26 protein-coding genes are annotated in these 25,173 nt (G+C 70.7%); 10 read left to right on the top strand and 16 right to left on the bottom strand.

The window, feature by feature from the left end; all coding sequences use genetic code 11:
- Positions 1 to 97: 97 nt before the first annotated feature.
- Positions 98 to 487, bottom strand: coding sequence for a 2OG-Fe(II) oxygenase (locus tag ASC98_RS03645; protein WP_157598157.1), 390 nt, complete (start codon positions 485 to 487; stop codon positions 98 to 100).
- Positions 488 to 497: 10 nt separating this feature from the next.
- Positions 498 to 1,796, bottom strand: a complete 1,299-nt coding sequence (gene rocD, locus ASC98_RS03640) for an ornithine--oxo-acid transaminase (RefSeq protein ID WP_082542185.1) — start codon at positions 1,794 to 1,796, stop codon at positions 498 to 500.
- Positions 1,797 to 1,923: 127 nt separating this feature from the next.
- On the opposite strand from rocD, the gene ASC98_RS03635 reads away from it, so the two are divergent.
- Genes ASC98_RS03635 through ASC98_RS03625 form a run of 3 tightly spaced genes read left to right on the top strand, consistent with a single transcriptional unit; the run spans position 1,924 to position 4,399 of the window.
- Entirely contained in the window at positions 1,924 to 2,397 is a 474-nt protein-coding gene (locus ASC98_RS03635) for an Lrp/AsnC family transcriptional regulator (protein ID WP_056819651.1), read from the top strand.
- Entirely contained in the window at positions 2,394 to 3,410 is a 1,017-nt protein-coding gene (locus ASC98_RS03630) for an NAD-dependent epimerase/dehydratase family protein (RefSeq protein WP_056805418.1), read from the top strand. The genes ASC98_RS03635 and ASC98_RS03630 overlap by 4 nt, the downstream gene beginning before the upstream one ends.
- On the top strand, positions 3,407 to 4,399 hold the full coding sequence (locus ASC98_RS03625) for a Gfo/Idh/MocA family protein (RefSeq protein WP_056805415.1): 993 nt from the start codon (positions 3,407 to 3,409) through the stop codon (positions 4,397 to 4,399). The genes ASC98_RS03630 and ASC98_RS03625 overlap by 4 nt, the downstream gene beginning before the upstream one ends.
- 6 nt (positions 4,400 to 4,405) lie before the next feature.
- On the opposite strand, the gene ASC98_RS03620 is transcribed toward ASC98_RS03625, so the two are convergent.
- Both ASC98_RS03620 and pcaH read right to left on the bottom strand, forming a co-directional pair.
- Positions 4,406 to 4,918 (bottom strand): hypothetical protein, encoded by a 513-nt coding sequence (locus tag ASC98_RS03620; RefSeq protein WP_056805476.1) that lies wholly within the window; start codon positions 4,916 to 4,918, stop codon positions 4,406 to 4,408.
- An 11-nt stretch (positions 4,919 to 4,929) separates the two neighbouring features.
- A complete protein-coding gene (gene pcaH / locus ASC98_RS03615) occupies positions 4,930 to 5,622 on the bottom strand; it encodes a protocatechuate 3,4-dioxygenase subunit beta (protein WP_056805413.1) in 693 nt (230 codons plus the stop codon).
- 193 nt (positions 5,623 to 5,815) lie between these two features.
- Here pcaH and ASC98_RS03610 point away from each other — a divergent pair, with 193 nt between their 5' ends.
- Positions 5,816 to 6,649 (top strand): IclR family transcriptional regulator C-terminal domain-containing protein, encoded by an 834-nt coding sequence (locus ASC98_RS03610; RefSeq protein WP_082542210.1) that lies wholly within the window; start codon positions 5,816 to 5,818, stop codon positions 6,647 to 6,649.
- Between the two features lie 4 nt (positions 6,650 to 6,653).
- A complete protein-coding gene (gene pobA, locus ASC98_RS03605; protein ID WP_056805410.1) occupies positions 6,654 to 7,832 on the top strand; it encodes a 4-hydroxybenzoate 3-monooxygenase in 1,179 nt (392 codons plus the stop codon).
- Between the two features lie 8 nt (positions 7,833 to 7,840).
- On the opposite strand, the gene ASC98_RS03600 is transcribed toward pobA, so the two are convergent.
- The 6 genes from ASC98_RS03600 to ASC98_RS03575 all read right to left on the bottom strand — a co-directional run bounded on the left by ASC98_RS03600 (position 7,841) and on the right by ASC98_RS03575 (position 13,327).
- Positions 7,841 to 8,728, bottom strand: coding sequence for a GyrI-like domain-containing protein (locus tag ASC98_RS03600; protein ID WP_056805406.1), 888 nt, complete (start codon positions 8,726 to 8,728; stop codon positions 7,841 to 7,843).
- Positions 8,729 to 8,865: 137 nt separating this feature from the next.
- Positions 8,866 to 9,564: an ABC transporter ATP-binding protein gene (locus ASC98_RS03595; protein WP_056805470.1), complete on the bottom strand. Its 699-nt coding sequence runs from the start codon at positions 9,562 to 9,564 to the stop codon at positions 8,866 to 8,868.
- Positions 9,557 to 10,315: an ABC transporter ATP-binding protein gene (locus ASC98_RS03590; protein ID WP_056805404.1), complete on the bottom strand. Its 759-nt coding sequence runs from the start codon at positions 10,313 to 10,315 to the stop codon at positions 9,557 to 9,559. The genes ASC98_RS03595 and ASC98_RS03590 overlap by 8 nt, the downstream gene beginning before the upstream one ends.
- On the bottom strand, positions 10,312 to 11,283 hold the full coding sequence (locus ASC98_RS03585; RefSeq protein ID WP_056805400.1) for a branched-chain amino acid ABC transporter permease: 972 nt from the start codon (positions 11,281 to 11,283) through the stop codon (positions 10,312 to 10,314). The genes ASC98_RS03590 and ASC98_RS03585 overlap by 4 nt, the downstream gene beginning before the upstream one ends.
- The gene (locus ASC98_RS03580; RefSeq protein WP_056805399.1) at positions 11,280 to 12,140 is read right to left on the bottom strand and encodes a branched-chain amino acid ABC transporter permease; all 861 of its coding nucleotides are present in this window, start codon (positions 12,138 to 12,140) and stop codon (positions 11,280 to 11,282) included. Before ASC98_RS03580 ends, ASC98_RS03585 begins: the two co-directional genes overlap by 4 nt.
- 2 nt (positions 12,141 to 12,142) lie before the next feature.
- Positions 12,143 to 13,327 (bottom strand): ABC transporter substrate-binding protein, encoded by a 1,185-nt coding sequence (locus tag ASC98_RS03575; protein ID WP_056805395.1) that lies wholly within the window; start codon positions 13,325 to 13,327, stop codon positions 12,143 to 12,145.
- A gap of 155 nt (positions 13,328 to 13,482) precedes the next feature.
- Here ASC98_RS03575 and ASC98_RS03570 point away from each other — a divergent pair, with 155 nt between their 5' ends.
- Positions 13,483 to 14,589 carry a 5-methyltetrahydropteroyltriglutamate--homocysteine S-methyltransferase gene (locus tag ASC98_RS03570; protein ID WP_056805392.1) on the top strand — a complete coding sequence of 369 codons (1,107 nt, stop codon included), beginning with the start codon at positions 13,483 to 13,485 and terminating at the stop codon, positions 14,587 to 14,589.
- Between the two features lie 66 nt (positions 14,590 to 14,655).
- Positions 14,656 to 16,590 carry a S9 family peptidase gene (locus tag ASC98_RS03565; RefSeq protein ID WP_056805390.1) on the top strand — a complete coding sequence of 645 codons (1,935 nt, stop codon included), beginning with the start codon at positions 14,656 to 14,658 and terminating at the stop codon, positions 16,588 to 16,590.
- A gap of 21 nt (positions 16,591 to 16,611) precedes the next feature.
- Here ASC98_RS03565 and ASC98_RS03560 read toward each other — a convergent pair whose 3' ends face one another.
- Positions 16,612 to 17,274 (bottom strand): class I SAM-dependent methyltransferase, encoded by a 663-nt coding sequence (locus tag ASC98_RS03560; protein WP_056819648.1) that lies wholly within the window; start codon positions 17,272 to 17,274, stop codon positions 16,612 to 16,614.
- An 11-nt stretch (positions 17,275 to 17,285) separates the two neighbouring features.
- The gene (locus ASC98_RS03555; protein WP_056819645.1) at positions 17,286 to 18,023 is read right to left on the bottom strand and encodes a siderophore-interacting protein; all 738 of its coding nucleotides are present in this window, start codon (positions 18,021 to 18,023) and stop codon (positions 17,286 to 17,288) included.
- Positions 18,024 to 18,107: 84 nt separating this feature from the next.
- On the opposite strand from ASC98_RS03555, the gene ASC98_RS03550 reads away from it, so the two are divergent.
- The 3 genes from ASC98_RS03550 to ASC98_RS03540 all read left to right on the top strand — a co-directional run bounded on the left by ASC98_RS03550 (position 18,108) and on the right by ASC98_RS03540 (position 21,141).
- Positions 18,108 to 18,536 (top strand): MarR family winged helix-turn-helix transcriptional regulator, encoded by a 429-nt coding sequence (locus ASC98_RS03550; protein WP_369820479.1) that lies wholly within the window; start codon positions 18,108 to 18,110, stop codon positions 18,534 to 18,536.
- A gap of 128 nt (positions 18,537 to 18,664) precedes the next feature.
- Entirely contained in the window at positions 18,665 to 19,576 is a 912-nt protein-coding gene (locus tag ASC98_RS03545; protein ID WP_056805378.1) for a DUF2157 domain-containing protein, read from the top strand.
- The gene (locus ASC98_RS03540) at positions 19,573 to 21,141 is read left to right on the top strand and encodes a GDYXXLXY domain-containing protein (protein ID WP_082542189.1); all 1,569 of its coding nucleotides are present in this window, start codon (positions 19,573 to 19,575) and stop codon (positions 21,139 to 21,141) included. Before ASC98_RS03545 ends, ASC98_RS03540 begins: the two co-directional genes overlap by 4 nt.
- Here the strand turns inward: ASC98_RS03540 and ASC98_RS03535 are convergent.
- Genes ASC98_RS03535 through ASC98_RS03520 form a run of 4 tightly spaced genes read right to left on the bottom strand, consistent with a single transcriptional unit; the run spans position 21,138 to position 25,170 of the window.
- The gene (locus ASC98_RS03535) at positions 21,138 to 21,575 is read right to left on the bottom strand and encodes a MarR family winged helix-turn-helix transcriptional regulator (RefSeq protein ID WP_056805373.1); all 438 of its coding nucleotides are present in this window, start codon (positions 21,573 to 21,575) and stop codon (positions 21,138 to 21,140) included. The two genes, ASC98_RS03540 and ASC98_RS03535, sit on opposite strands and share 4 nt — an antisense overlap.
- A gap of 2 nt (positions 21,576 to 21,577) precedes the next feature.
- The gene (locus ASC98_RS03530; RefSeq protein ID WP_056805466.1) at positions 21,578 to 22,336 is read right to left on the bottom strand and encodes an ABC transporter ATP-binding protein; all 759 of its coding nucleotides are present in this window, start codon (positions 22,334 to 22,336) and stop codon (positions 21,578 to 21,580) included.
- A 40-nt stretch (positions 22,337 to 22,376) separates the two neighbouring features.
- Positions 22,377 to 24,143 carry an ATP-binding cassette domain-containing protein gene (locus tag ASC98_RS03525; RefSeq protein ID WP_056805370.1) on the bottom strand — a complete coding sequence of 589 codons (1,767 nt, stop codon included), beginning with the start codon at positions 24,141 to 24,143 and terminating at the stop codon, positions 22,377 to 22,379.
- Entirely contained in the window at positions 24,133 to 25,170 is a 1,038-nt protein-coding gene (locus ASC98_RS03520) for a branched-chain amino acid ABC transporter permease (RefSeq protein ID WP_056805368.1), read from the bottom strand. Before ASC98_RS03520 ends, ASC98_RS03525 begins: the two co-directional genes overlap by 11 nt.
- Positions 25,171 to 25,173: the final 3 nt, after the last annotated feature.

Here is a 25,173-nt window from a genome sequence, read left to right as displayed (position 1 = left end):
GCCCACCGCGGAAATAAAGCGCGATGTCATCGCGCATGGGCCAAAAACTGTGCAGGCCTTGCGCGGTCGGTGTAAGCGCCAGTAACTGGATCTCGGGTTAACCCTGAGGGTCGCGCGCCGGCAGCACCCACCCGACCGACAGCACGTAGCGGCTGCCGCCCACCACGCGCGTCACGCTGTGCTCGCAGGCGTCGGGGCGGAACAGCTTGATGCGCCGCGTCGCGAAGATTGGCGTCGCGCAAATGAACTCGCCGCCGGCCGGCGAGGCCTTCAGCACGATGTTGAGCCGGTAGTGGCGGCGCGCCTGCACCGGGTCGGTGTGCGGCGGGATCTCGGCGCCTTCGGGGTAGCGCAACAGATAGCTGTCGAAGCCGAGCGGCCAGCGCGCGGTGAACAGCAGCATCTTGTCGTAGCCGGTGCCCTGGCGGCCGCGCTGCCAGCGGAAGGCCTGGCGCTTGTAGTTGGAGAACGAGGCGATGAGACCCATCGCCCGGACTTTAAGCCGCCGCCGCCTCGCGCCTCACGCCCGCCTTCGCATCGATCGCCTGCAGCACCCGCCGCAGCGCCCCCACCGCCTCATCGATCTGCGCCCGCTCGATCACCAGCGGCGGCGCGAGCCGCACCACCGTGTGGTGCGTGTCCTTGGTCAGCACGCCTTCATCCATCAGCCGCTCGCAGACCTCGCGTGCGCTCGCGAACGCCGGGTCGATCTGCACGCCGACCAGCAGCCCGCGGCCGCGGATGTTGACGATCGCCGGGTGTTGCAGCTTGCCGAGCTGGGCCATCAGGTAGTCGCCCTCCTCCTGCGCGCGGCGCGACAGCTGCTCGCGCTCCAGCAGTTGCAGCGCCGCCAGCCCGACCGCGGCGGCCAGCGGGTTGCCGCCGAACGTGCTGCCGTGGTCGCCGGGGGTGAACTGCGCCATCACGTCGTCGCGCGCGAGGAAGGCGCTGACCGGCAGCAGCCCGCCGCCCAAGGCCTTGCCGAGCACCAGCCCATCGGGCAGCACGCCGTCGTGCTCGCAGGCCAGCAGCCGGCCGGTGCGGCCGAGGCCGGTCTGGACCTCGTCGCAGATCATCAGCACGTTGTGGCGGCTGCAGATCTCGCGCACCGCCTTCAGGTAGCCGGCCGGCGGCACGATGATGCCGGCCTCGCCCTGGATCGGCTCGACGATGAAGGCCGCGGTGTGCGGCGTGATCGCCGCTTCCAGCGCCCGCGCATCGCCGAACGGCACCGCGCTGAAGCCGGGCGCGAACGGGCCGAAGCCGTCGCGGTACTGCGCCTCGGTCGAGAAGCCGACGATCGTCGTCGTGCGGCCGGCGAAGTTGCCTTCGGCGACGATGATCTGCGCCCGGCCGTCGGGCACGCGCTTGACCTTGTAGGCCCACTTGCGGGCGGCCTTGATCGCGGTCTCGACCGCTTCGGCGCCGCTGTTCATCGGCAGCGCGCGCGCCATGCCGGTCATGCGGCACAGCGTCTCGAGGAAGGGGCCGAGCCGGTCGGCGTGGAAGGCGCGGCTGGTGACGGCCAGCGTCTGCGCCTGCTCGGTCAGCGCCTGCACCAGCACCGGGTGGCTGTGGCCGAAGCTCACCGCCGAATAGGCGGACATCATGTCGAGGTAGTGCCGGCCCTGGTCGTCGAACAGGTGGACGCCTTCGCCGCGCGTCAGCACGACCGGCAACGGGTGGTAGTTGTGGGCGCCATACCGCTGCTCCAGCGCGATCGGCGAGGCCGTCAACGGGCGGGTCGGGGCGGCGTGGCGGGCTTGCAGCGCGGCGGCGCGGGCGGCGGTGGTCATGTCGACTCCTGGTCTGGGGGCATAGCGAACGCTCACAGTCTAGAGAGACGGTCGCGAAATTTGCTTTCCAATACTTGCATCCAAACCGCCGGCGGCGCACGATTCGTGCATTCAACAAGGTGCTGCGATGAACAGTGGAGTGATTGACGGCCTGGACCGCAAGATTCTGGAAGCCTTGCAGGCCGATGGCCGCGCCAGCAACGTGGAGTTGGCCGCCCAGGTGCACCTGTCGGCACCGCAGTGTTTCCGCCGCGTGCGCGCGCTGGAAGAGCGCGGCGTGATCCGCGGCTACCGCGCGCAGGTGGAGCCGCAGGCGCTCGGGCTGGGCGTGATGGCCTACGTCAGCCTGAACATCGACGGCGGCCAGTTCGGCCGCGTGCGCGAGGTCGAGGCCGACATCCGCGCGTTCCCGCAGATCCTCGAATGCCACACGGTGTCGGGCGACAGCGACTACCTGCTGAAGGTCGTCGCCCACGACCTGAAGAGCCTGAGCCAGTTCCTGACCGACCGGCTGATGCAGGTGCCCGGCGTCGATGACGTGCGCTCGATGATCTGCATGGAAGAAGTGAAGGCGCCGTCGCCGTTGCCGGTGTCGACATGAGGCTGCTGGTGCTCGGCGGTGGCGTGTTCCTCGGCGCGGCAGTCGTCGACGCAGCACACGCGGCCGGGCATGCGGTGACGGTGTTCAACCGCGGCCGCTCGCGCAGCCGCTGGCCGGCGGAGGTCGAGCACCTCGCCGGCGACCGGCAGCACGACCTCGGCCGGCTGCAGGGCCGGCGCTTCGATGCGGTGGTCGACACCTGCGGCTACCTGCCGGGCGACGTGCGGCTCAGCGCCGAAGCGCTGGCCGATGCGGGGCAGTACCTGTTCGTCTCCAGCGTGTCAGCCTACGCCTCGCTTGCCACGCCGGGTGAAGACGAACGGGCGCCGCTGGCATCGTTCGACGGCGTGGCGCCGGACGATCGCAGCACCGCGAACTACGGCGCGCAGAAGGCGGCCTGCGAGGCGGCCCTGCGCCGCGTGTGGGGCGAGCGGGCGCTGGTGGTGCGCCCGGGGCTGATCGTCGGGCCGGGCGACCCGACCGGGCGGTTCAGCCACTGGCCGTGGCGCGCGGCGGCAGGCGGCACGATGCTGGTCCCGGATGCGCCGTCGCCGCTGCAGATGATCGACGTGCGAGACCTTGCCGCGTGGATGCTGCGGCTGCTGCAAGACGGCACGCGCGGCGACTTCAACGCGACCGGACCAGTCGACGCACCGACGACCTGGCCGCAGGTGATCGACGCCTGCATCGCCGCGGCCACGCAGGCCGGCCGGGCGCCGGCGACGCCGCAGCGGGTCGGCGAGGCCTTCCTCCGGGGCGAGGGTGTGCAGGCCTGGAGCGAGCTGCCGCTGTGGATTCCGGCCAGCGATGCGGATTCGCAGGGCTTCCTCGCGGTCAGCGTCGCACGGGCGCGGGCAGCGGGATTGCAGACGCGACCGCTGCGCGAGACGGCCGCCGACATCCTGGCCGAGCCCCTGCCCGCGGCGGACGATCCGCGGCGCCACGGCAAGCTGACGCCGCAGCGAGAACGGGAATTGCTGGCACGATGGGCGCAGCTCACACCACCACCATGACCTCACCACCCACCCTGCGCTGGGGCCTGATCGGCGCGGCGCGCATCGCCGCGTCGGCACTGGTCCCGGCGTTCCGGAGCACCGGCAGCCCGATCGTCGCGGTCGGCTGCAGCGACCCGGTGCGCGGCGCCGCCTTCGCCGCGGCGCACGAGATCCCGCACGCGACCGGCTACGAGGCCCTGCTCGCGCGCGACGACATCGACGCGGTCTACATCGCGCTGCCCAACCATGCGCACCTGCCGCTGACACTGGCCGCGCTGAAGGCCGGCAAACACGTGCTGTGCGAGAAGCCGCTCGCGCTGAGCGCCGATGAAGCGCGGCAGATGAAGGCCGCCGCGGCCACGGCGAAGCGCACCGTGATGGAGGCCTTCATGCACCGCTTCCATCCGCAGCTCGCGCGGGCGCAGGCGCTGGTGCACGGCGAGGCCTGGGGGCCGCTGAAGTGGATGCGCAGCCACTTCACCTACACGCTGCACGACCCGGCCGACGTGCGCTGGAGCCGGCGCATGGGCGGCGGCGCGCTGTACGACCTGGGCTGCTACCCGCTGAGCGTGATGCGGTGGCTGGCCGGCGTCGAGCCGGTGGTGACGGGCGTCGCGGCCGGCCTGACGCCGCCCGATGCCGAGGGCGGCCGCGTCGACCATGCGGCGCACGCGATGCTGCGCTTCGACACCGTGCACGGCGACGTCACCGGCCATTTCGATTGCGCGTTCTCGCTGCCGCCGCACACGCAGTTCGAGGCCTTGCTGCGCGACGGCATCCTGCGGCTGGAAACGCCGTTCGGCTGGAAGGACGTCGAAGCGGTGCTGCGCATCGGCGACCACGTCGAGCGCTTCGCGCCCTGCGACCCGTATGCGCTGATGGTGCGGCACTTCGAAGCGGCCGCGCACGGCCACGAGGCGCTGCGCATCACGCTCGACGATTCGATCGCGCAGGCGGTCGCGATGGATGCGCTGCTGGCCGGCGCGCACGGCGCGGCGAATGTGTGATCCGGGCTACGTGAAGTCGAGGAACACCGTCTCGCGCTCGCCTTGCAGGTGGATGTCCCAGCGGTAGCTGCCATCGGCCTGGCGCTGCGCGATCAGCGTGTCGCGCCGCGCTGCCGGCACCTGGGCCAGCAGCTCCGAGTCCGCGAGGCCCGGCGCGTCCGCGAGGAACACCGCGCAGAACTGGTGCTTCAGCAGGCCACGCGCGAACAGCGTGATCCAGGCCACCGGTTCGCCGGGCCTCGACGCGGCCGTCAGTTCCAGCCGGAACTCGCCCTGCTCGCCGGTCGCACAACGGCGAAAGCCCGGCACCGGGCGCTCGTGCTCGACCGGCGCGGCCGCCGGCGTCCAGGCCTCGACCCAGCCGTCGCTGACCGGCAACCCCTGCCCATCGCGCAGCACACCGCCGATCGTGACCAGGCCCGCGCCCACCGCCCCCTGCTGCGACAGCTCGCCCGCCCAGCGCCAGCCCTCGTGCGGGAACGGGCCGATGGTCTGCGATGAGGTGATGTCGTTCGTCATGGCGTCGGCGCTCACAGGCCCATCGGCGTGGCGTGGCGGCCGCGCAGCACGATGTCGAACCCATAGCCGAGGGCGTTGCCGCCATCGGTGTGGTCCATGTCGAGGTGCGCGGCCAGGCGCGCCCGCGCCGCCTCATCCGGAATGCTCTGGTAGATCGGGTCGAACGCGAACAGCGGGTCGTTCGCGAAATACATCTGCGTCACCAGCCGCTGCGCCAGCACGTTGCCGAACAGCGAGAAGTGGATGTGCGCCGGCCGCCAGGCCTTCGCATGGTTGCCCCACGGGTACGGCCCCGGCTTGATCGTGACGAAGCGGTAGCGGCCGTCGTCGTCGGTGAACATCTTGCCGACGCCGTGGAAGTTCGGGTCGAGCGGCGCGTCGTGCTGGTCCTTCGGGTGCCAGTAGCGGCCGGCGGCGTTGCACTGCCACACCTCCAGCAGCGAGCGCCGCACCGGCCGGCCGTCCTCGTCGACCACGCGGCCGCTGACGATGATCTTCTCGCCCAGCGGCGCACTGCTGCCGTGGCTCGTCAGGTCGAGGTCCTTCGGGCCGACCAGCGCCGGCGAGAAGCGCACGCCGTCGCCCGCCGGCACCGGAGCCTTCACGCGCAACGGCGGCTGCGTCGGGCCGCGGCTGCGGGTGGACTGGTAAGGCGGATGGATCAGGCTCGGGTACACCCCCGGTGCCACCTCGTCGAACTGCATCGATGTCTCCTGGCTGCGAGGCCGGTGCGCCGGCCGCCCATCGACCGGTACGCCAATCGCCCACGCGCGCGCAAGCCGGCCGCAATTCGCGGAAGGTAGGCTACATTGATTCGCACCACAAGGGCCCGGACGCCGATCGCGTCGACACATCGCCCACCGTGGGCGATTGGCGCACATCGGAGCAGCAGTGGAGATGAACGCTCGCGAACCTCGGCATCCCGACGACCTGGCCGGCGACCCCGCGCCGAGCTCGCCTCCCGATGCCACACCGGCCCCGCACAAGCGCGACCTGATCGCCGGCCTCGAGAAGGGCCTCGCGGTGATCGAGGCCTTCGACCAGGACCGGCCGCGGCTGACGATCAGCGAGGTCGCCGCCCGTTGCCAGCTGACCCGCGCGGCGGCGCGCCGCTACCTGATCACGCTGGAGCACCTCGGCTACGTCAACAGCGACCGCAAGATGTACGCGCTGACGCCGAAGGTGCTTCGCATGGGCCAGAGCTACATGCATTCGGCGCGGCTGCCACGCATCGTGCAGCCCGAACTGCACAAGCTGGCCTACGCGCTGAAGGAAGCCTCGTCGGCCGGCGTGCTCGACGGCAACGACGTGATCTGCATCGCCGCCACCAGCGCCGGCCGCGTCGTGTCGTCCACGCTGCAACCGGGCACCCGCGTGCCGGCGTACTGCACCGCGAACGGCCGCGTGCTGCTCAGCGCGCGGCCGCAGGCCGAGGTCGACGCCTGGATCGCCCGCCAGGCACTGGAGCCGCTGACGCCCAACACCGTGACGCTGCCGGAGCGGCTGCGCCTGGAGATCGCGCGCGCCCGCTCGCAGGGCTATGCGACGGTCGACCAGGAGCTGGAGCTCGGGCTGCGCACGCTCTCGGTGCCGCTGAAGAACCACCGTGGCGAGGTGCTGGCGGCGATGAACGTCAGCGTGCACGCGGCGCGCGTCACGATGGACCAGCTGGTCGAAGGCTCGCTGCCGGCGCTGCTGCACGCCCAGGCCAGCCTGCGCACGGTGCTGTGAGGCCATGAGGGTCCAGGTGGCGATCATCGGCGGCGGGCCCTCGGGCCTGCTGCTCGGCCAGCGCCTGCACCAGGCCGGCATCGACGCGGTGATCCTCGAACAGCGCAGCGCCGCCTACGTGCTGGGCCGCATCCGCGCCGGCGTGCTGGAACAGGGCACGGTCGACCTGATGGACCAGCTCGGCGTCGGCCAGCGCCTGCACGCGCAGGGGCTGGTGCATGGCGGCTTCGACCTGGGTTTCCGCAACACGCGCCAGCGCATCGACCTGCACCGGCTGACACACGGCCGGCAGGTGATGGTCTACGGCCAGACCGAGCTGACGCGCGACCTGATGGACGCGCGCAGCGCCTGCGGCGCGGTCACGGTGTACGACGCCGACGAGGTGCAGCTGCACGACTTCGACGGCACGTCGCCGCGCGTCAGCTGGCGCCGGCACGGCGTCGCGCACGAGCTGCAGTGCGACTTCATCGCCGGCTGCGACGGCTTCCACGGCGTCAGCCGTGCCAGCGTGCCGCCCGGCGCGCTGAAGGTGTTCGAGCGCCGCTATCCGTTCGGCTGGCTGGGGGTGCTGTCGGAGACGCCGCCGGTCTCGCACGAGCTGATCTACTCGAACCACGAGCGCGGCTTTGCGCTGTGCAGCATGCGCTCGCCGACGCGCAGCCGCTACTACATCCAGTGCCCGGCCGACGACACGCCCGCGCGCTGGAGCGACCAGGCCTTCTGGGACGAGCTGCGGCGCCGGCTCGACCCGGAATCGGCCGAGCGCATGGTCACCGGCCCGTCGATCGAGAAGAGCATCGCGCCGTTGCGCAGCGTCGTCGCCGAGCCGATGCGCTTCGGCCGGCTGTTCCTGGCCGGCGATGCGGCGCACATCGTGCCGCCGACCGGCGCGAAGGGGCTGAACCTGGCGGCCTCCGACGTGCAGTTCCTGTCGCAGGCGCTGATCGAGCACTACCAGCAGCACAGCGATGCCGGCATCGACCGGTATTCCGAGCGCTGCCTGCACCGGGTCTGGAACGCGGTGCGCTTCTCGTGGTGGTTCACGTCGCTGATGCACCGCTTTCCGGACGGCGGCGAGTTCGGGCAGAAGCTGCAGGAGGCGGAGATCGGCTACCTGCTGCAGTCCGAGGCGGCGGCCACCGCGCTGGCCGAGAACTACGTCGGCCTGCCGCTCGAGCGCTGACCGGCGCGTCAGCGCACCGGGATGTGGATGTCGGTGATCAGCGCTTCGGCCGGCACCTGGCTGGGGTCGTTCACGTAGTCCTCGAAGGGCGCTGCGTCGCGCAATTCCGCCGATGCCGACGGCACCCAGTCGCGGTAGATCGCGCGCCAGGTCTGCCACAGCGTGTCGTACGGGCCGGTGTGGCGGAACACCGCCCAGCGGCCGGCGGGGATCGCCTGGCAGTCGATGCGGTCCACGCGCGACAGGTCGGGCACCGGGCCGCTGAATGCGATGGCGGCGATGAAGCGCGCGTCGGGGTCGTCGAAGCCCTTGATCTCGTCGGGGCAGATCGCGAGGCACGCGGTCTGCCGGTCGGCGAGGCCGAGCGCCTGCACGGCCGGGATCAGGCGGCCGAAGGCGCGCTGCGCGGCGGCGCTCATGTCGTTGTCGATCGCGCCACGTTCGGTGGCGCACAGCACCTGGCGTTCGGGCAGGTCGCGGAAGGTCGGTTCGAGCATCGTCTTTCTCCGGGAGGGTTGCGGGGATGCCCTCACCGGCAGCGCCAGGCGCGGGTCCACCAGCGCCGCTCGCACGGCGCTCGGCGACAGGCCGAACTCGCGCCGCAGCGCGCGGGCAAGGCTCGTGCCGCCGTCGAAGCCGCAATCGAGCGCGATCTGCCCGACCGGCTCGCTGCCGCCGCGCAGCGCCTCGACCGCGGCCGCCAGACGCATGCGCAGCACGTACTGCGCCGGCGTCATGCCGGTCATTGCCGAAAACACGCGGTGGAAGTGGAAGCGCGACATCGCCGCGATGTCGGCCAGCGTGCCGCCTTCGAGATCGCAGGCCAGGTGGGCGTGCACGTGCGCGACGACGCGGTTGATGCGGCGGCGGTAGGAGAGTTCGGACTGGTGGCGCATGGGTGACGGTGAGGGGCCGCGCCACTGTAGAGGCCGTGCCCCTGCGGCGCGCGTCCTCGATTGCTGAGTTGCTGCATGACGACCCCTCGTCCGGCGGGTACGCCAGCCGGTCCCCCGGGGGGACGCCCGACATGAACCTACGGGGCCAGCCAGCGCTCCAGTTGCTGCGGGTCGGCCAGCAACGCGGCACTCTCGCCGCGATGCACCACCGCGCCGCGGTCGAGCACGATCGCCTGCTGCGTGATCGGCAGGATCATCCGCGGGTTCTGCTCGACGATGATGGCCGACAGCCCTTCGTCGCGCACCACGCGCGCGATCGAGCGCAGCAGCTCGTCGACGATGATCGGCGCCAGCCCTTCGAGCGGTTCGTCGAGCAGCAGCAGCTTCGGGTTCAGCACCAGCGCCCGCGCGACCGCGAGCATCTGCTGCTCGCCGCCCGACAGCTGGTGGCCCAGGTTGGCGCGCCGCTCGGCCAGCCGCGGGAACATCTCGTAGGCACGCGCCAGCGTCCACGGGCCGGGCCGCGCGACCGCGCCCAGGTTCTCGTCGACCGTCAGCGACTTGAAGATGTTGCGCTCCTGCGGCACCCAGCCGATGCCGGCCGCGGCGCGCCGGTACGGCGGCATCGACGTGATGTCCTGCCCGGCCAGCACGATGCGGCCGGCATGGCGGCGCGTCACGCCGACCAGCGTGTTCAGCAGCGTGGTCTTGCCGGTGCCGTTGCGGCCCAGCAGCGCGAGCGAGCGGCCGGCGTCGAGCTCGAAATCGACGCCCTGCACCACCACCGCCTCGCCGTAGCCGGCGCGCAGGCCCTCGACGCGCAGCAGCTCAGCCATCGACAGCGTCTCCATGGCCGAGGTACACCGCCTTGACCCGCGGGTCGTTCGAGATGCCCTGCACGTCGCCCTCGGCGAACAGCGCGCCGCTGACCAGCACCGAGACGCGCCGCGCGAAGTTGAAGACCAGGTCCATGTCGTGCTCGATCAGCAGGATGGAGACATCGGCCGGCAGCGCGTTGATGGTGTCGAAGATCTCCTGCCGCTCGCCTGCGGGCACGCCGGCCACCGGCTCGTCGAGCAACAGCACGCGCGGCTTGCAGGCGAGCGCGATCGCGATCTCCAGCAGCCGGCGCTTGCCGTACGGCAGCACCGCGACCTGGCGGTCCATCACGTCGTCGAGCCGGAATTGCGTCAACAGCGTCTCGCAGGCCTCGGCCACGCCATCGGCCCGGCCGAGCGGCTGCCACCAGCGCGCCGCGGCACCGCGCTGGGCCGACACCGCCAGCGCCAGCGACTGCAGCGGCGTCAGCTCGTTCCACAGCTGGTTGATCTGGAAGGTGCGCACCAGGCCGCGGCGCACGCGCTGGTGTGGCGCGAGGCGGGTGATGTCCTGCCCGTCGAGCAGGATGCGGCCGGCGCTCGGCACGAGCACGCCGGTCAGCAGGTTGATCAGCGTCGTCTTGCCGGCGCCGTTCGGGCCGATCAGTGCGTGGCGCGCGCCCCGTTCGATCGTCAGCGAGACGTCCTGTGTCGCGGCGATGCCGCCGAAGCGCTTCACCAGGCCCTGAGTCTGCAGCACGGCCGTCATGTCTTGCGCCCGAACCAGGTCCACGGGCGGATGAAACGGTCGCGGCCGACGAGCATCAGCACGACGAGGAACAGGCCGAGCCAGAACAGCCAGTACTGCGGCGTCCAGGCCGAGATGAGGTCGTGCAGCAGCTTGAACGCGATCGCGCCGAAGATGCCGCCGTACAGGTAGCCGGTGCCGCCGATCACCAGCACCAGCAGCACGTCGGCGCTGCGGTGGAAGTCGAGCACGTCCAGCGATGCGAAGCCGCTGGTCTGCGCGAGCAGCGCACCGGCCGCGCCGGCCAGTGCCGCGGCGAAGGTGTAGACCGCGACCAGCCGCGCCGGCACCGACAGTCCGATGCTGGTGGCGCGCAGCCGGTTGTCGCGCAAGGCCTTCAGCGAGACGCCGAACGGCGAGTGCACGACGCGCCGCGCGAGCAGCAGCGCGATCGCCAGCACCGCAAGGCTGTAGGCATACGCGGTGCGGCCGTACAGGTCGAACTCGAAACGGCCGAGCAGCGGTCCCATCACGACGCCCTGCAGCCCGTCGGTGCCGCCGGTCAGCCCGTCCAGCTTGTTCGCGAGCTCGTACAGCACCGACGCGACGCCGAGCGTCACCATCAGCCGCGTCAGGTCGGAGCCGCGCAGGATCAGCAGGCTGCCGAGCGCTCCGAGAAGCGCCGACGCGGCGACCGCCACCGCGAGGCCGACCAGCGGATCCGGCATCACGTGCTTCGCGAACAGCGCCGCGGCGTAGGCCCCGAAGCCGAAGTACGCCGCATGGCCGAGCGACACGACGCCGGCATAGCCCAGCACCAGGTCGAGCGACATCGCGAACAGCCCGAGGATCGCGATCTCGTTCAGCAGCAGCGCATGCTCGCCAGCCAGCACGCAGGAGCCAAGCGCCACCGCGCCGAGCGCGAACTCCCACCAGCGCCACGCCGAGGCCGCCGCCAGCGAACCGCGCACCCCGTCGCGCACGCTCATCGGGTCGCGCCCCGCCCGAACAGGCCTTGCGGGCGCAGCGTCAGGATCACGATCATCAGCGTGTAGACGATGAAGGCGCCGAGCTTGGGCACGTGGTACTTGCCGAACACGTCGGCGATGCCGAGCAGCAGCGCGGCCAGCAGCGGGCCGGTGATGGTCGTCGTCCCGCCGACCGAGACGACGATCAGGAAATAGACCATGAACTTCAGCGGGAAGGCCGGGTCGAGCCCGACCACCTCGGCACCGAGCGCCCCGCCGAGACCGGCCAGCCCGGAACCGACCGCGAAGGTCAGCAGGAACACCCGGCCGGTGTCGATGCCCAGGCCCTGCGCGACGCGCGGGTCGTCGACCGCGGCGCGCAGCCGGCTGCCGAAGCGCGTGCGCGTCAGCACCGCCTGCAGCCCGATCGCGAGCAGCCCGCACAGCACGATGACGAACAGCCGGTACTTGCCGATGCCGACCGCGGCGAGATCGAAGCGGCCCTGCAGCCAGGGCGGCACCTGGATCATCATCTGCTGCGAACCGATGGCCCAGTCGACCGCGGTCACCGCCATGAACACCAGCCCGATCGAGAACAGCACCTGGTCGAGGTGCGGCTTCGCGTACATCGGCCGGTACAGCGTGCGTTCGAGCAGCGCGCCGGCCAGCGCAGTCAGCAGGAAGGCGGCCGGCAGCGTCGCGAGGAAGGGCACGCCGAGGCGGTTCATCAGCAGCACGGTGACGTAGCCGCCGGCCATCGCGAACGCGCCATGCGCCAGGTTGACGAAGTTCATCAGCCCGAGCGTGACCGCCAGCCCGACGGCCAGCACGAAGAGCAGCATCCCGTAGGCGATGCCGTCGAACAGCAGCGTCAGCATGCCTACTTCGTCTTGTTCGGATCCTTCACCGCCTTCTGCACCTCGAACTCCTCGTTGTACAGCTGGCCGTTCACGCGGGCGACGCGGCGGATGTAGACGTCCTGCACGATGTCGCGCGTCTGCGCGTCGATCAGCACCGGGCCGCGCGGGCTCTCGAACACCTGGCCCTTCATCGCGGCCAGCAGCGCATCGCCGCCACCGGCGCCCTTGGTGGCCTCGAGTGCCTTCACGATCACCCGCATGCCGTCGTAGCCGGCCACCGCCATGAAGTTGGGGCGGAACTTGTTGGCCGCCTGGAAGGCCTCGACGAACTTCTTGTTGACCGCCGACGGGTGCGAGGCCGAGTAGTGGTGCGAGCTGACGATGTTCAGCGCGACGTCGCCCATGTCGTTCAGCTGGTCGTCATCGGTCACGTCGCCGGTGCAGATCAGCCGGATGCCGGATTTGTCGAGCCCGCGCTCGGCGAACTGCTTCATGAAGGCCGCGCCCTGGCCGGACGGCAGGAACACGAACACCGCATCTGGATTCGCATCGCGCACCTTCTGCAGGAAGGGCGCGAAATCGGGGTTGCGCAGCGGCGAGCGGATCTCGGCGACGATCTCGCCGCCGTTCAGCTTGAAGCGGTCCTTGAAGGTCTTCTCGGCATCGATGCCCGGCGCGTAGTCGGCCACCATCGTCACCGCCCGCTTGATCTGGTTCTTGCTCGCCCATTCGGCGATGCCCAGCGTGACCTGCGGCAGCGTGAAGCTGGTGCGCACGATGTACGGCGACTGCTCGGTGACGATCGACGTGGCCGCGGCCGTCACGACCATCGGCGTCTTGCTCTGCGTGGCGATGGGTGCGGTGGCCAGCGCCAGCGGCGTCAGCCCGAAGCCGGCCAGCACGTCGACCTTGTCGCTGACGACCAGCTCCTGCGCGATGCGGCGGGTCGCGTCGGCCACGCCGCCGTCGTCCTTGACGATCAGCTCGATCTTGCGGCCTGCCACCGTCGCGCCGTTCTGCGCCAGATACAGCTTCGCGGCGGCTTCGATCTGCCGGCCGGTGGAGGCCGACTGCCCGGTCATCGGGAGGATGAAGCCGATCTTGAACGGCCTGGCCTGGGCCAGGGCCGTCGAGGGGAAAGCCAGGGGCAGGCTGGTGGCCAGCCCCGCCGCAGCGAGGTGCCGCAGGGCGGTGCGCTTTTGCATGCGTTGTCTCCGATGGGAAGGCGGTGGATGATGCAGCGAATCCGGGGCCGGATGCTAGCATCCAGGTTCGCATACAGCACCCGTGTTCTATATAAGAACATTGCAGCAGAAACAGGGACATCGCGCATCGCGGTGAACCCTCACAGGAGACTGTCATGACCGAGCGTTCAGGGGCCCCTTTCCGTGCCGACCACGTCGGCAGTTTCCTGCGGCCGAAGTTCCTGCTGGAAGCGCGCGAGCGGTTTCGGTTGAAGGAGATCGGTGCGGCCGAACTGCGCGCGGTGGAGGACCGTGCGATCACCGAGATCGTGCGCTTCCAGGAAGACGTGGGATTGCAGAGCATCACCGACGGCGAGTTCCGGCGCACCTACTTCCACATCGATTTCCTGGAGCAGCTGGGCGGCGTGAAGACCGACATCCCGGTGCTGGTGAAGAAGCCCGACGGCAGCGAGGAGCTGGCACCACCGGTGATGCGCGTGATCGACACCGTCCGCCATGTGAAGGACATCCAGCGCGCCGACTTCGAGTATCTGAAATCGCAGACGCGGCGCACGCCGAAGGTGACGATCCCGTCGCCGACGATGCTGCACTTCCGCGGTGGCCGGGCGGGCATCAGCCGCGAGCACTACCCGGACCTGGAGCCGTTCTACCAGGACGTCGCGAACGCCTATGGCGACGAGCTGCGCTCGCTGGCCGCCGCCGGCGCGACCTACGTGCAGATGGACGACACCAACCTCGCCTACCTGTGCGACGACAAGATGCGCGAGGCGGCCCGCCAGCGTGGCGACGACCCCGACGAATTGCCGCACCGCTACGCCGGTTTCATCAACCGCGTGGTGGCGCAGAAGCCGGCCGGCATGACGCTCGCGGTGCACCTGTGCCGCGGCAACTTCAAGAGCACCTGGGCCGCGCAGGGCGGCTACGAGCCGGTGGCGCAGGCGCTGCTGTCGGAGATGGATGTCGATGCGTACTTCCTGGAGTACGACGACGCGCGCAGCGGCGACTTCAAGCCGCTGCGCTTCCTGCCGAAGGGCAAGACGGTGGTGCTCGGGCTGGTGACGACCAAGCTCGGCGAGCTGGAGTCGAAGGACGACCTGAAGCGCCGCATCGACGAGGCCGCGAAGTACGTGCCGCTGGAGCAGCTGTGCCTGTCGCCGCAGTGCGGCTTCAGCAGCACGGTGCACGGCAACGACATCGCGGTGGAGGCGCAGCGGGCGAAGCTGCGGCTGGTGGTGGAGACGGCGGCGGAAGTGTGGGGTTGAGGCGGCGCCTCATGCCGCACAATGCCGGCCCTGGAGGGAGCTGCACGATTGCGGCCACGACATGCCATGAGGCTTTTCATTGCCGCCTGCACGCTGCTGCTGACCTTCTTCGCCAATGCGGCGTTGGCTGACGACAAACCGGTTGCCACTGATCCGCTGATTCTCAAGTTGACCAACCCGCGCGGCTTTTACAACCTGAAGCTCTCGCCGGACGGCAAGCACATCGTTGCGCTGGGTTACACGGACGGCAACAACGCCGTGTTCGTGATCGACACCGACACGCTCGCGGCCCGCAAGATCGACGAATCGAGTATCGAGACGCAGCCGGCGCACGTCATCCAGCGAGCCTCGTGGATCAATGGCGAGTTGCTGGCCATCGACTACCACTACAGCAGCACGCTTGCTGTCGATCTCGATGGCAAGCAGGTGTCGACGCTGGGCAACTGGTTCGTCCACCGTGTCCCGGATGTCGAAGACCTGCACGACGTGGTGCTCATGCGAAAGGGCGGGGTCAACGACTACGAGCGTGTCGACGCACGGACGGGGAAATCGATCCCGGACGATCATGGCGTCAATGGCTACCGGCTGCAGAGCCTCTTCGATGACACGGGGGTGTTGCGTTTCGTCGCCACGCTGGATCGCAAGTTCGCCTCCGACGACACCCGCGTCATCTACTGGTATCGCAGCAACGGAGAGTCCGCGTTTCGCCGGATCGCCGACTTCGGCTTCACCGAGGAGCGCTGGGTTCCGGTCAACTTCGACCGAAAGCCGGACACGCTGATCGTGTTCTCTCGCGAGTCGCGCGACACCTGGGCGCTGTTCAGCCACGACGTGGCGACCGGGCGCCACGTCGACATGCTCGCAGGCGCCGACACGCAGGATCTCGCGTACGTCGATCAATCGGACAAGGCAGACGGCAGCCAGGAACTGGTTCGTGTCACGACCTCCGGGTTGAAGCCGACGCAGGTCTGGCTGGACCCGCGCATGGCGGGCCTGCAGAAGGCCGTCGACGCCGCCCTGCCGGGGCATGTCAATCACATCGTGAACGGCAAGCCCACCGGCAAGTTGCTGATCCTGTCGTTTGCGGACACCGAGCCGGGCCGCTGGATGCTGCTCGACACGCAGGACATGACGCTGCGCGAGGTGGCGAAGATGCGCACCGAAGCCGATCCGTCGACGATGCGTCCGATGGAAACGCTGCGCTACGCGGCGGACGACGGCATGAGCATCCCCGCCTATTTCACCCGGCCGGCCGGCACCGCCACGGCGCCGCTGCCGCCACTGGTCGTGCTGCTGCACGGCGGCCCGATCGCCCGCGATCACTGGGGGTGGGACGAAGAGGTGCAACTGCTGGCCCAACGCGGCTATGCCGTGTTCCAACCCCAGTTTCGCGGCTCGCAGGGTTTCGGCCGGAAGTTCGAGGAGGCCGGCTACCACCAATGGGGTCGGAGCATGCAGGACGACGTCACCGCCGGCGTGCGCCACCTGATCGCGCAGAAGCTCGTCGACCCGCAGCGCATCTGCATCTACGGCTCGTCCTACGGCGGCTATGCGGCACTGTGGGGCCTGATCAAGACGCCCGATCTCTTTCGCTGCGGCGTCAGCGTCGCCGGCGTGACCGACATCAGCCTCTTCGTCAAGGAGGCCGACTTCCGCAACAACAAGGACACGATGAAATCGGTGCGGCTGCACATCGGCGACCCCTCCGCACAGCAACAGGCTCTCGATGCGGTTTCGCCGCTGAAGCACGCGGAGCTCGTTCGCGCGCCGGTCCTGCTGATCCACGGCGAGTACGACGGCCGCGTGCCGATCGAGCACGCAGAGAAGATGCGCGACGCGTTGAAGGCCGCCGGCAAGCCGGTCGAGTGGATGGCCATCGACAGGGCGGGCCATGGCTTCGACCTCGACGACCGCCGACGCCTTTACGAAACGCTGCTTGCCTTCCTGGACAGGCACATCGGGGCACCAGCCGTCCCCGCTGCGGCGGCCTCCGCCCCCTGAGCGACGCGGACAGGGCGCCGCTCAGCGCTTGCGCGCGAGCGTCAGCCCATCCCCGATCGGCAGCATCGACACATCGACCCGCTCGTCGCGGTGCAGCTTGTCGTTGAGCGCTTGCAGCGCCGCGGTGTCGGTGCCGGCCGCGGTCGGGCGCGCCACCTCGCCGCCCCACAGCACGTTGTCGATCGCGATCAGCCCGCCCGGGCGCAGCAGCTGCAGGCAGCGCTCGACATAGCCGTCGTAGCCGCGCTTGTCGGCATCGATGAACGCGAAGTCGTACTGCCCGGCCTCGCCCGCCGCGAGCCGCGCATCCAGCGTCTGCAGCGCCGGCGCGATCTGCAGGTCGATCTTGTGTGCGACACCCGCCTGCTGCCAGAACGGCCGGCCGACGCGGGTGTAGTCGTCGCTGATGTCGCAGGCGAGCAGCCGGCCGTCGTCGGGCAGCGCGAGCGCCACCGTCAACGCGCTGTAGCCGGTGAACACGCCGACCTCGATCGCGCGGCGTGCGCCGATCAGCCGCACCAGCAGCGACATGAACTGCCCTTGCTCGGGCGAGATCTGCATCGACGCATGCGGATGCTTGCGCGTCGCATCGCGCAGCGCGGCCTGCGCCGGGTGCTCGCGCACCGAATGGGCGATGACGTAGTCGAGCAGGCGGTCGTCGAGCGGCAGGGTGCGGTTTGACATGGCGTTCTCCTTCAGGATTCGAGGTTCTCGTGGTGCGCGATCGCACCACGCTTCCAGTACGCGGCCGCGCGGATCGCGTGGCGGTCGTGGCCCTTCTCGTCGACCAGCACGCGGCGCAGCGTGGCCATCACCGTGGCTTCGCCGGCGCACCAGGCATAGCCGTCGCCGGGCGGCAATGCCAGCGCACGCGCCGCGGCGATCAGCGCGGCGTCGCTGTCGACGTGCTGCACCTGCAGCTCGGCCGCGCTCGCCAGCGGCCGGCGGTCGACGGCGTCGAGCTGCAGCAGCACGATCGCCCGCGTGCCGGCCGGCAGTTCCTCCAGCCGGCGTTCGATCGCCGGCAGCGCGCTCGCGTCGCCGACCAGCAGGTGCCAGTCGAAGTCGAGCGGGATGATGAACGAGCCGCGCGGGCCGGCCACGGTCAACGCGTCGCCGGGCCTCGCACGCGCGGCCCAGTCGGAGGCCGGGCCGTCGTCGTGCAGCGCGAAATCCAGCGTCAGCTCGCCCGCCGCGGCATCGTGGCGCCGCGGCGTGTAGTCGCGGCGCACCGCCTCGCCGTCGCCGGTGTCGATGAAGAGCTTCACATGGTCGTCGAACGACGCGCTGACGAAGCCGGCCATCGGCGCGCCGGCCACCACGATGCGGCGGAAGCCGGGGCTGGTGGCCTCGACGCGCACCACGCTCAGCTCGCGCCGCTTGATCTCGTGCTGGACGCGCTGCACGCGCCGGGTGGATGTTTTTGCCGTCATGGGAGCTGGCTTCCGAAATGGTTGACAATATCCCCCATCATGGGCAAACAAGATGACAATGTCAACCATCAGGGCAAAGCCCGCGTGGAAGACGACGTGCTGGAGCTGATCCACACGGTGATGCACCAGTACCGCGGCCAGCAGTACCAGGTGCTGCGCGACGGGCCGCACGACATCACGCACATGGAGAGCAAGGTGCTCGGCTACTTCGGCCGCCACCCGGGCGCGACGCAGAGCGAGCTGGCGCAGCACAGCGGGCGCGACAAGGCGCAGCTGGCGCGGCTGATCAAGGGCCTGCGCGAACGCGGCCTGCTCGATGCGCAGGCCGACGCGGCGGACCGGCGCAGCGTCGTGCTGTCGCTGACGGCCGACGGCCAGGCGGTGCTGCGCACGCTGCAGCAGCAGGCGCGCAAGCTGACGGCGCGCGCGGTGTCGGGCTTCAGCACGGCCGAGCAGCGGCAGCTGCAGGCGCTGCTGCAGCGGGTGACGGACAACCTCGCGGCATCGGACTGAGCGCGGTATCGGGCTGAGCGCGGTATCGGTCCACGATCCCGACGGTGGCAGCCCGCGGCACCGCGCGCATGCAGCGGCACCAGGCATCACCGTGCATCGCTACCATCGCGCCCACCACCGGAGGAGCCATGGACCTGCATGAAGAACCCCCCGCGCTCTCGCAGCGCCTGCCGCAAGGCATCGCCGTGCTGGCCGCGGCGCTCGGCGGCCTCGGGCTGATCTTCTGGATCGCCGCCAACTGGGACACGCTGGGTCGCACCGGCCGCTTCGCGTTGCTGCAAGGCTGCGTGGCGGTGATGTGCGCCGGCGCGCTGTGGCGGCCGGCGTTGCGCGCACCGTTCGGGCTGCTGGCACTGCTGGCGATCGGCGGGCTGTTCGCGTTCTTCGGCCAGACCTACCAGACTGGCGCCGACCCCTGGCAGCTGTTCGCACTCTGGGCCGCGCTCGCGCTGCCGCTGTGCCTGGGGGCGCGCAGCGACGTGCTGTGGGCCCCGTTCGCGCTGGTCGCGATGAGCGGCATCTCGCTGTGGATCGTCGCGCACACCGGTCACCGCTGGCGCATCGAACCGCAGGACCTGCCCGCGCACCTGATCGGCTGGAGCGCGGCGATCGCGCTGGTGGTCGCGCTGCACCCGGCGTGGCAGCGCTTCACCGGCGGCGGTGAATGGGGTGAGCGCACCGCGGTGACGCTGGCCGTCCTGATGATCTGCGTCAGCGGTGCCAGCGCGCTGTTCAGCGACCGCAGCGGCGCGCACTACGCGCTGGCGCTCGCGGTGCTGGGCATCGCCGCGGTGCTGCTGGCCAACCGGCACCTCTTCGACATCTACGGGCTCAGCGCGGTGGCCCTGGGGCTGAACGCGCTGCTCGTCGCCGGGCTCACGCACTGGCTGTTCGATCGCCGCAGCGCGTTCGACGAGATCAGCCGGATGCTGTTGCTGGGCCTGTCCGCCGCCGGGCTGCTGGCCGCCAGCGTGTCGGGCGTGATGCACCTCGCACGCCGCCACGCACGGACCGGCACCACCACCGGAGCCGACGCATGAGCGATTCCCTCATGACCCCTTCCGAGACATCCGAGACCCGCCCGTGGCCGGTCGTGCTGCTGACCGGCCTCGGCGCCTGGCTGGCGGCCGTGCCGCTGATCATCGTCGTCGGCATGCTGTTCGGCGACTTCGTCACGCGCGGCGCCGGCCCCTACCTGATCGGACTGCTGGTGCTGGCCGGCTCGCTGGTGGTGCTGCACTCGCGGCAGATCCCGCTGTTCGTCGAGCAGCTCGCGGTGCCGGGCTTGATCGTCGGCGGCGGCGTGCTTGCGTTCGGACTGTTCCGCGACCTGCCGGACGCCCTCGCTTTCGCGACGCTCGGTGCGGTCGCGCTCGCCGCCGCGGTATTGGTGCGCGCCGATTGGCTGCGCGCGCTGCTCGGCGCGTTGGCGGCGGCGACGGGGGCGCTCGCGCTGGCGATCGACCCGTGGCGCGGCTCGCATGCGACGCGCCTCGGTGTGTTCTGGCTCGCCTGGCACGGCTGCGTCGCGGCCTGGCTGGCGGCACACGTGCTGGTGCGCCGCATTGCGCCGGTGCACGCGGCCGTCGTCGAGCCGGTCAGCGCCGGCTGGCTGCTCGCAACGCTGTGCGGCCTGGCGTGGTGGGCCGGCATGACCTTCCTGGTCGGCGCGAACCTCGGTGAGTTCGGCAGCGATGTCGTGCGCGGCTTCGATCGCAGTGGACATCACTGGACCGGCACGCTGCAGCAGTTGGCCTCGCTGGCGCTGGCCGTCGCGGGCGCGCTGTGGGCCGCGCGCCGCTGGCCGGGCCTGCGGCGGCCGTGGCTGGCCGGCGTGGCCGCCGTGCTCGCGCTGCTGGCCTGCCTGATGCCGACGCTCGGCGCGGTGCTGCTGGTGCTCGCGCTGAGCATCACCACGCGGCGCTGGCGCCTGGCCGCCGCGGCGGGGGTGGCTGCCGCCTGGATCATCGGCGCGTTCTACTACCAGCTGGCCTGGCCGCTCGCCCACAAGGCCTTGCTGATGGTGGCGGCCGGCGCGGTGCTCGCGCTGCTGGCGCGATGGGGAAGCCCGCGGCGCGCGTCGAGCGAGACCGCGGCCCCCGCTGTGCCACCGGCCGGTCTGCAGCGCTGGGGGATCGCCGCCTGCGCTGTGGCCGTGCTGGCCGTCGCGAATATTGCGATCTGGCAGAAGGAATCGCTGATCGCCCACGGTCAGCCGGTGTTCGTCGAACTCGCACCGGCCGATCCGCGCTCGTTGATGCAAGGTGATTTCATGCGGTTGAACTTCCGCATGCCACCCCGCGTGGCGCAGCAGCTCGACGGCGACCAGCTGCGTGCGCAGCGCCCGCACGCGGTCGCGCGGCGCGATGAGCGCAACGTGCTGACGCTGCTGCGGCTGGACGACGGCAGCGCGCTCGCCGCCGATGAGCTGCGCATCGAGCTGACGCCGAAGGGCGGCGACTGGATCCTCGTCACCGATGCATGGTTCTTCCGCGAGGGCGAGGCCCAGCGCTGGTCGGGCGCGCGCTACGGCGAGTTCCGCATCGACGACAACGGGCGGGCCTTGCTGGTCGGGCTGCGCGGACCGGACCTGCAGCCGCTCTAGCCGGCGCCTGCCGCGACGCGCATCAGCAGCTTGATCAGCGTCGCACGCTCACGCGGCGCCAAGGCCTGCAACGCGGCATCCTCCATCGTCGCGGCGATCTTCTCGGCCCGCGCCGCCAGCGTCCGCCCGGCCGGCGTCAGCTCGATGCGCTGCGAGCGCCGGTCTTCGCTGCAGCGCACCCGCAACACCCAGCCGCGCTCGACCATCCGGTCCAGCGTGACCGCCATGTTCGGCGGCGAGACGTCGAGCGCCTGGCCCAGCTGCTTCTGGTTCACCCGCTCGTTGGCCGCGACCAGCACCAGGATCGAGAACTCGACGGCCTTCAGCGACAGCGGCCCCAGGTGGCGCACGAACGACCGCTTCAGCTGCACCGAGGCGCGGGTCGCCGCATAGCCGACCAAGTGCTCCAGGCGCGAGCTGTCGAGGGCGTCCACGGTCAGCGTGGCGCGGCGGAACGCGCCGCGCCGAGGTAGGTGTCGATCACGCGGGCATCGCGTGCCAGCGCCGCCGCCGGGCCTTGCAGCACGATTTCGCCCATCTCCAGCACATAGGCGTGGTCGGCCACCTCCAGCGCAGCGCGCGCGTTCTGTTCGACCAGCAGGATCGTCACGCCGGTCGCACGCAACGCGGCGATCGTGCGGAAGATCTCGCGCACCACCAGCGGCGCGAGGCCGAGGCTCGGCTCGTCGAGCATCAGCAGCGACGGCTCGCCCATCAGCGCGCGGCCGACCGCCAGCATCTGCCGCTCGCCGCCCGACAGCGTGCCGGCGAGCTGGCCGCGCCGCTCGTGCAGGCGCGGGAACAGTGCGAACACCCGCTCCATCGCATCGCGCGCCGCTTGAGGGCCGCGCCCTCGCAGGCGCCAGGCGCCGAGCCGCAGGTTGTCTTCGACCGGCATGCTGCCGAACAGCGCGCGGGTCTCGGGGACCAGGGCGATGCCGCGGTCGACGCGCGCTTCGAGCGGCAACGCATCGATCGCCGCGCCCTGCCAGCGGATCGCACCGCGCGACGGCAGCACGCCCATCAGCGCGTTCAGCAGCGTCGACTTGCCGGCGCCGTTCGGGCCGATCACGGTGACGACGCTGCCGGCGGCGGCTTGCAGGTGAATGCCGCGCAGCACCTCGGCGCGGCCGTAGCCGGCGTGGAGCTCGCTGACTTCGAGGGCTTCGACAGGCTCAGCCCGACCCTTCGACAGGCTCAGGGTGAGCGGAGCAGGAGTGTGCTGCGGTGTCAATTCAGTGCTCCGTCCCCAGGTACGCCGCCCGCACCGCCGCGCTCGCCTGCACCTCGGACGGCGTGCCCTGCATCAGCTGCATGCCGAACTCCATCACGACGATGCGGTCGCTGACGTCCATCACCAGGTCCATGTCGTGTTCTACCAGCAGGATCGACAGCCCCTCGGCGCGCAGTTGCCGCAGCACCTCGGCCAGTGCGCGCTTCTCCTGGTGGCGCAGCCCGGCCGCCGGCTCGTCGAGCAGCAGCAGCGACGGGTCGGCGCTCAGCGCGCGGGCGATCTCCATCAGACGCTGCGGGCCGAGCGCCAGGTTGCCGGCCAACTCGTCCATGCGGTCGGCCATGCCGACGCGCTGCAGCTGCCGCTCGGCCTCGCGCAGCAGGCGGCGCTCCTCGTCGCGCTCCAGCCGCAGCATCGCCGGCAGCACGCCGCGCCGCCCGCGCCGGTGCGCGCCGAGCGCGACGTTCTCGAGCACCGTCATCTCCGGCACCATCTTCACGTGCTGGAAGGTGCGCGACACCCCGCGCCGCGCGATGCCGCGCGACGGCAGCCCGTCGATGCGCTCGCCGCGCAGCCGCACCTCGCCGCTCGTCAGCGGCAGCACGCCGCTGACCAGGTTGAAGGTGGTCGACTTGCCGGCGCCGTTCGGCCCGATCAGCCCGACGATCTCGCCGGCCCGCACCTGGAAGCTGACGTCGTTCACCGCGACCAGCCCGCCGAATTCCTTGCGCACCGAGTGCACGTCCAGCACCAGCTCGCCGTGCGGCGGACGCGCGGCCTCGGGCAGCGGCGCCGCATCGGCCCAGTCGCGGCGCCGCGCGCGCCGCGGCAGGCGCGCGACGACCGCCGCCCACAGCCCGTCGCGCGCGTACTGCAGCACCACCACCAGCAGCACGCCGAACACGATCACCTCGTAGCTGCCGCTGCCGCCGAGCAGCCGCGGCAGCAGCACCTGCAGCTGGTCTTCCAGCAGCTTGACGACCGCCGCACCGGCGAGCGCCCCCCACACCTGGCCGACCCCGCCGATCACCGCCATGAACAGGTACTCGATGCCCATCTTCAGCCCGAAGGGCGACGGATTGACGCTGCGCTGGAAATGCGCGAACAGCCAGCCCGACACGCCGGCCAGCAACGCAGCCAGCACGAACACCGTGACCTTGGCGCGGAAGGTGTCGATGCCCATCGCCTCGGGCATCGTGCTGCCGCTCTTCAGCGCCCGCAGCGCGCGGCCGCTGCGCGAATCGAGCAGCTGCGTCGCGGCCAGCGCCGCCAGCAGCACCAGCGCCCACAGCAGGTAGAAGAAGCTGCGGCCGGTGTTCAGCGGCAGGCCGAAGACGCTCAGCGGCGCGATGCCAAGCAGGCCGTCGTAGCGGCCGAGCGCCTCCAGGTTGCCGAACAGGTAGTACAGGCTCAGGCACCATGCGATGGTCGCGAGCGGCAGGTAGTGGCCCGACATGCGCAGCGTGATCCAGCCGAGCAGCAGCGCCGCGAGCGCCGTCAGCGCGAGCCCGCCGAACACCGCGAGCCACGGCGACAGCCCGAGGTTCAGCGTCAGCCACGCACTGCTGTAGGCGCCAATGCCGACGAACGCGGCCTGGCCGAACGACGTCAGCCCGGCGATGCCGGTCAGCAGCACCAGGCCGATCACGACCAGCGCATACAGCCCGATGTAGTTCAGCTGCGTGATCCAGAACTCCGGCACCGGCAGCTGCGGCAGCAGCGCCAGCACGGCGGTGAACGCGACGAGGAACCAGCGCCTACTCGTCATCGGGCGCGCCGTGCGTGAAGCTGCGCCACAGCAGCACCGGCAGGATCATCGTGAAGACGATCACCTCCTTCCAGGCGCTGGCCCAGAACGAGCCGAACGATTCGAGCCAGCCGACGAACAGCGCGCCGGCTGCGGCGCCCGGGTAGCTCGCGAGCCCGCCGAAGATCGCCGCGACGAAGCCCTTCAGCCCGATCAGGAAGCCGGTGTCGTAGAACATCGTCGTGGTCGGCCCGATCAGCAGGCCCGACAGCGCGCCGATGAAGGCGGCGAGACCCATGCTCCAGCGTCCGGCGCCTTCCGTCGAGATGCCCATCAGCCGCGCGCCGAGCCGGTTCACCGCGGTCGCCCGCAACGCCTTGCCGCGCAGCGTGCGGCCGAAGAACAGCCACAGCCCGACGATCAGCGCGGCCGAGACGAGGAAGATGATCATCGCCTGCCCCGACAGCGTCAGCGGCCCGGCCTGGAAGCGCTCGTCCCAGAAGCTCGGGTTGCGAAAGCCCTCGGCGCCGAAGAACAGCAGGCCCAGCCCGGTCAGCGCGAAATGCACGCCGACCGAGACGATCAGCAGCACCAGCACCGATGCATCGGCCAGTGGCCGGTACGCCAGCCGGTAGACCAGCGGGCCGAGCGGCGTGACGATCGCGAGCGTCAGCAGGCTTTGCAGCAGCAGCGGCAGCTGGCGCGGTGCGGCCCACAGCGCGAGCAGGCTCACCGCGGCCGGCAAGGCGAGCGACAGCGCGGCATCGCGTGCGATGCGGCCGGCGGGCCTGCCTTCACGCAGCGCGCCGAACGCATCGCGCAGCGCGGCCAGCAGGGCCAGGATCCCGAGCAGCCACACGGTGCCGGGCAGCTTGCCCATCTGCAGCATCGCGAGCGTCAGCGCACCGTAGGCGACGAACTCGCCCTGCGGGATGAAGATCACCCGCGTGACCGCGAACACCAGCACCAGCGCGAGCGCCAGCAGCGCGTAGACCGCACCGCTGGTCGCGCCGTCGAGCAGCAGGATGCCCGCGATCGAGAGGTCCATGCG

The sequence above is a fragment of the Rhizobacter sp. Root1238 genome (assembly GCF_001425825.1).
Taxonomy (GTDB): Bacteria; Pseudomonadota; Gammaproteobacteria; order Burkholderiales; family Burkholderiaceae_C; genus Rhizobacter.
The sequence above is the reverse complement of the archived record's forward strand: the minus strand, read 5'-3'. Positions and strand labels throughout refer to the sequence as shown.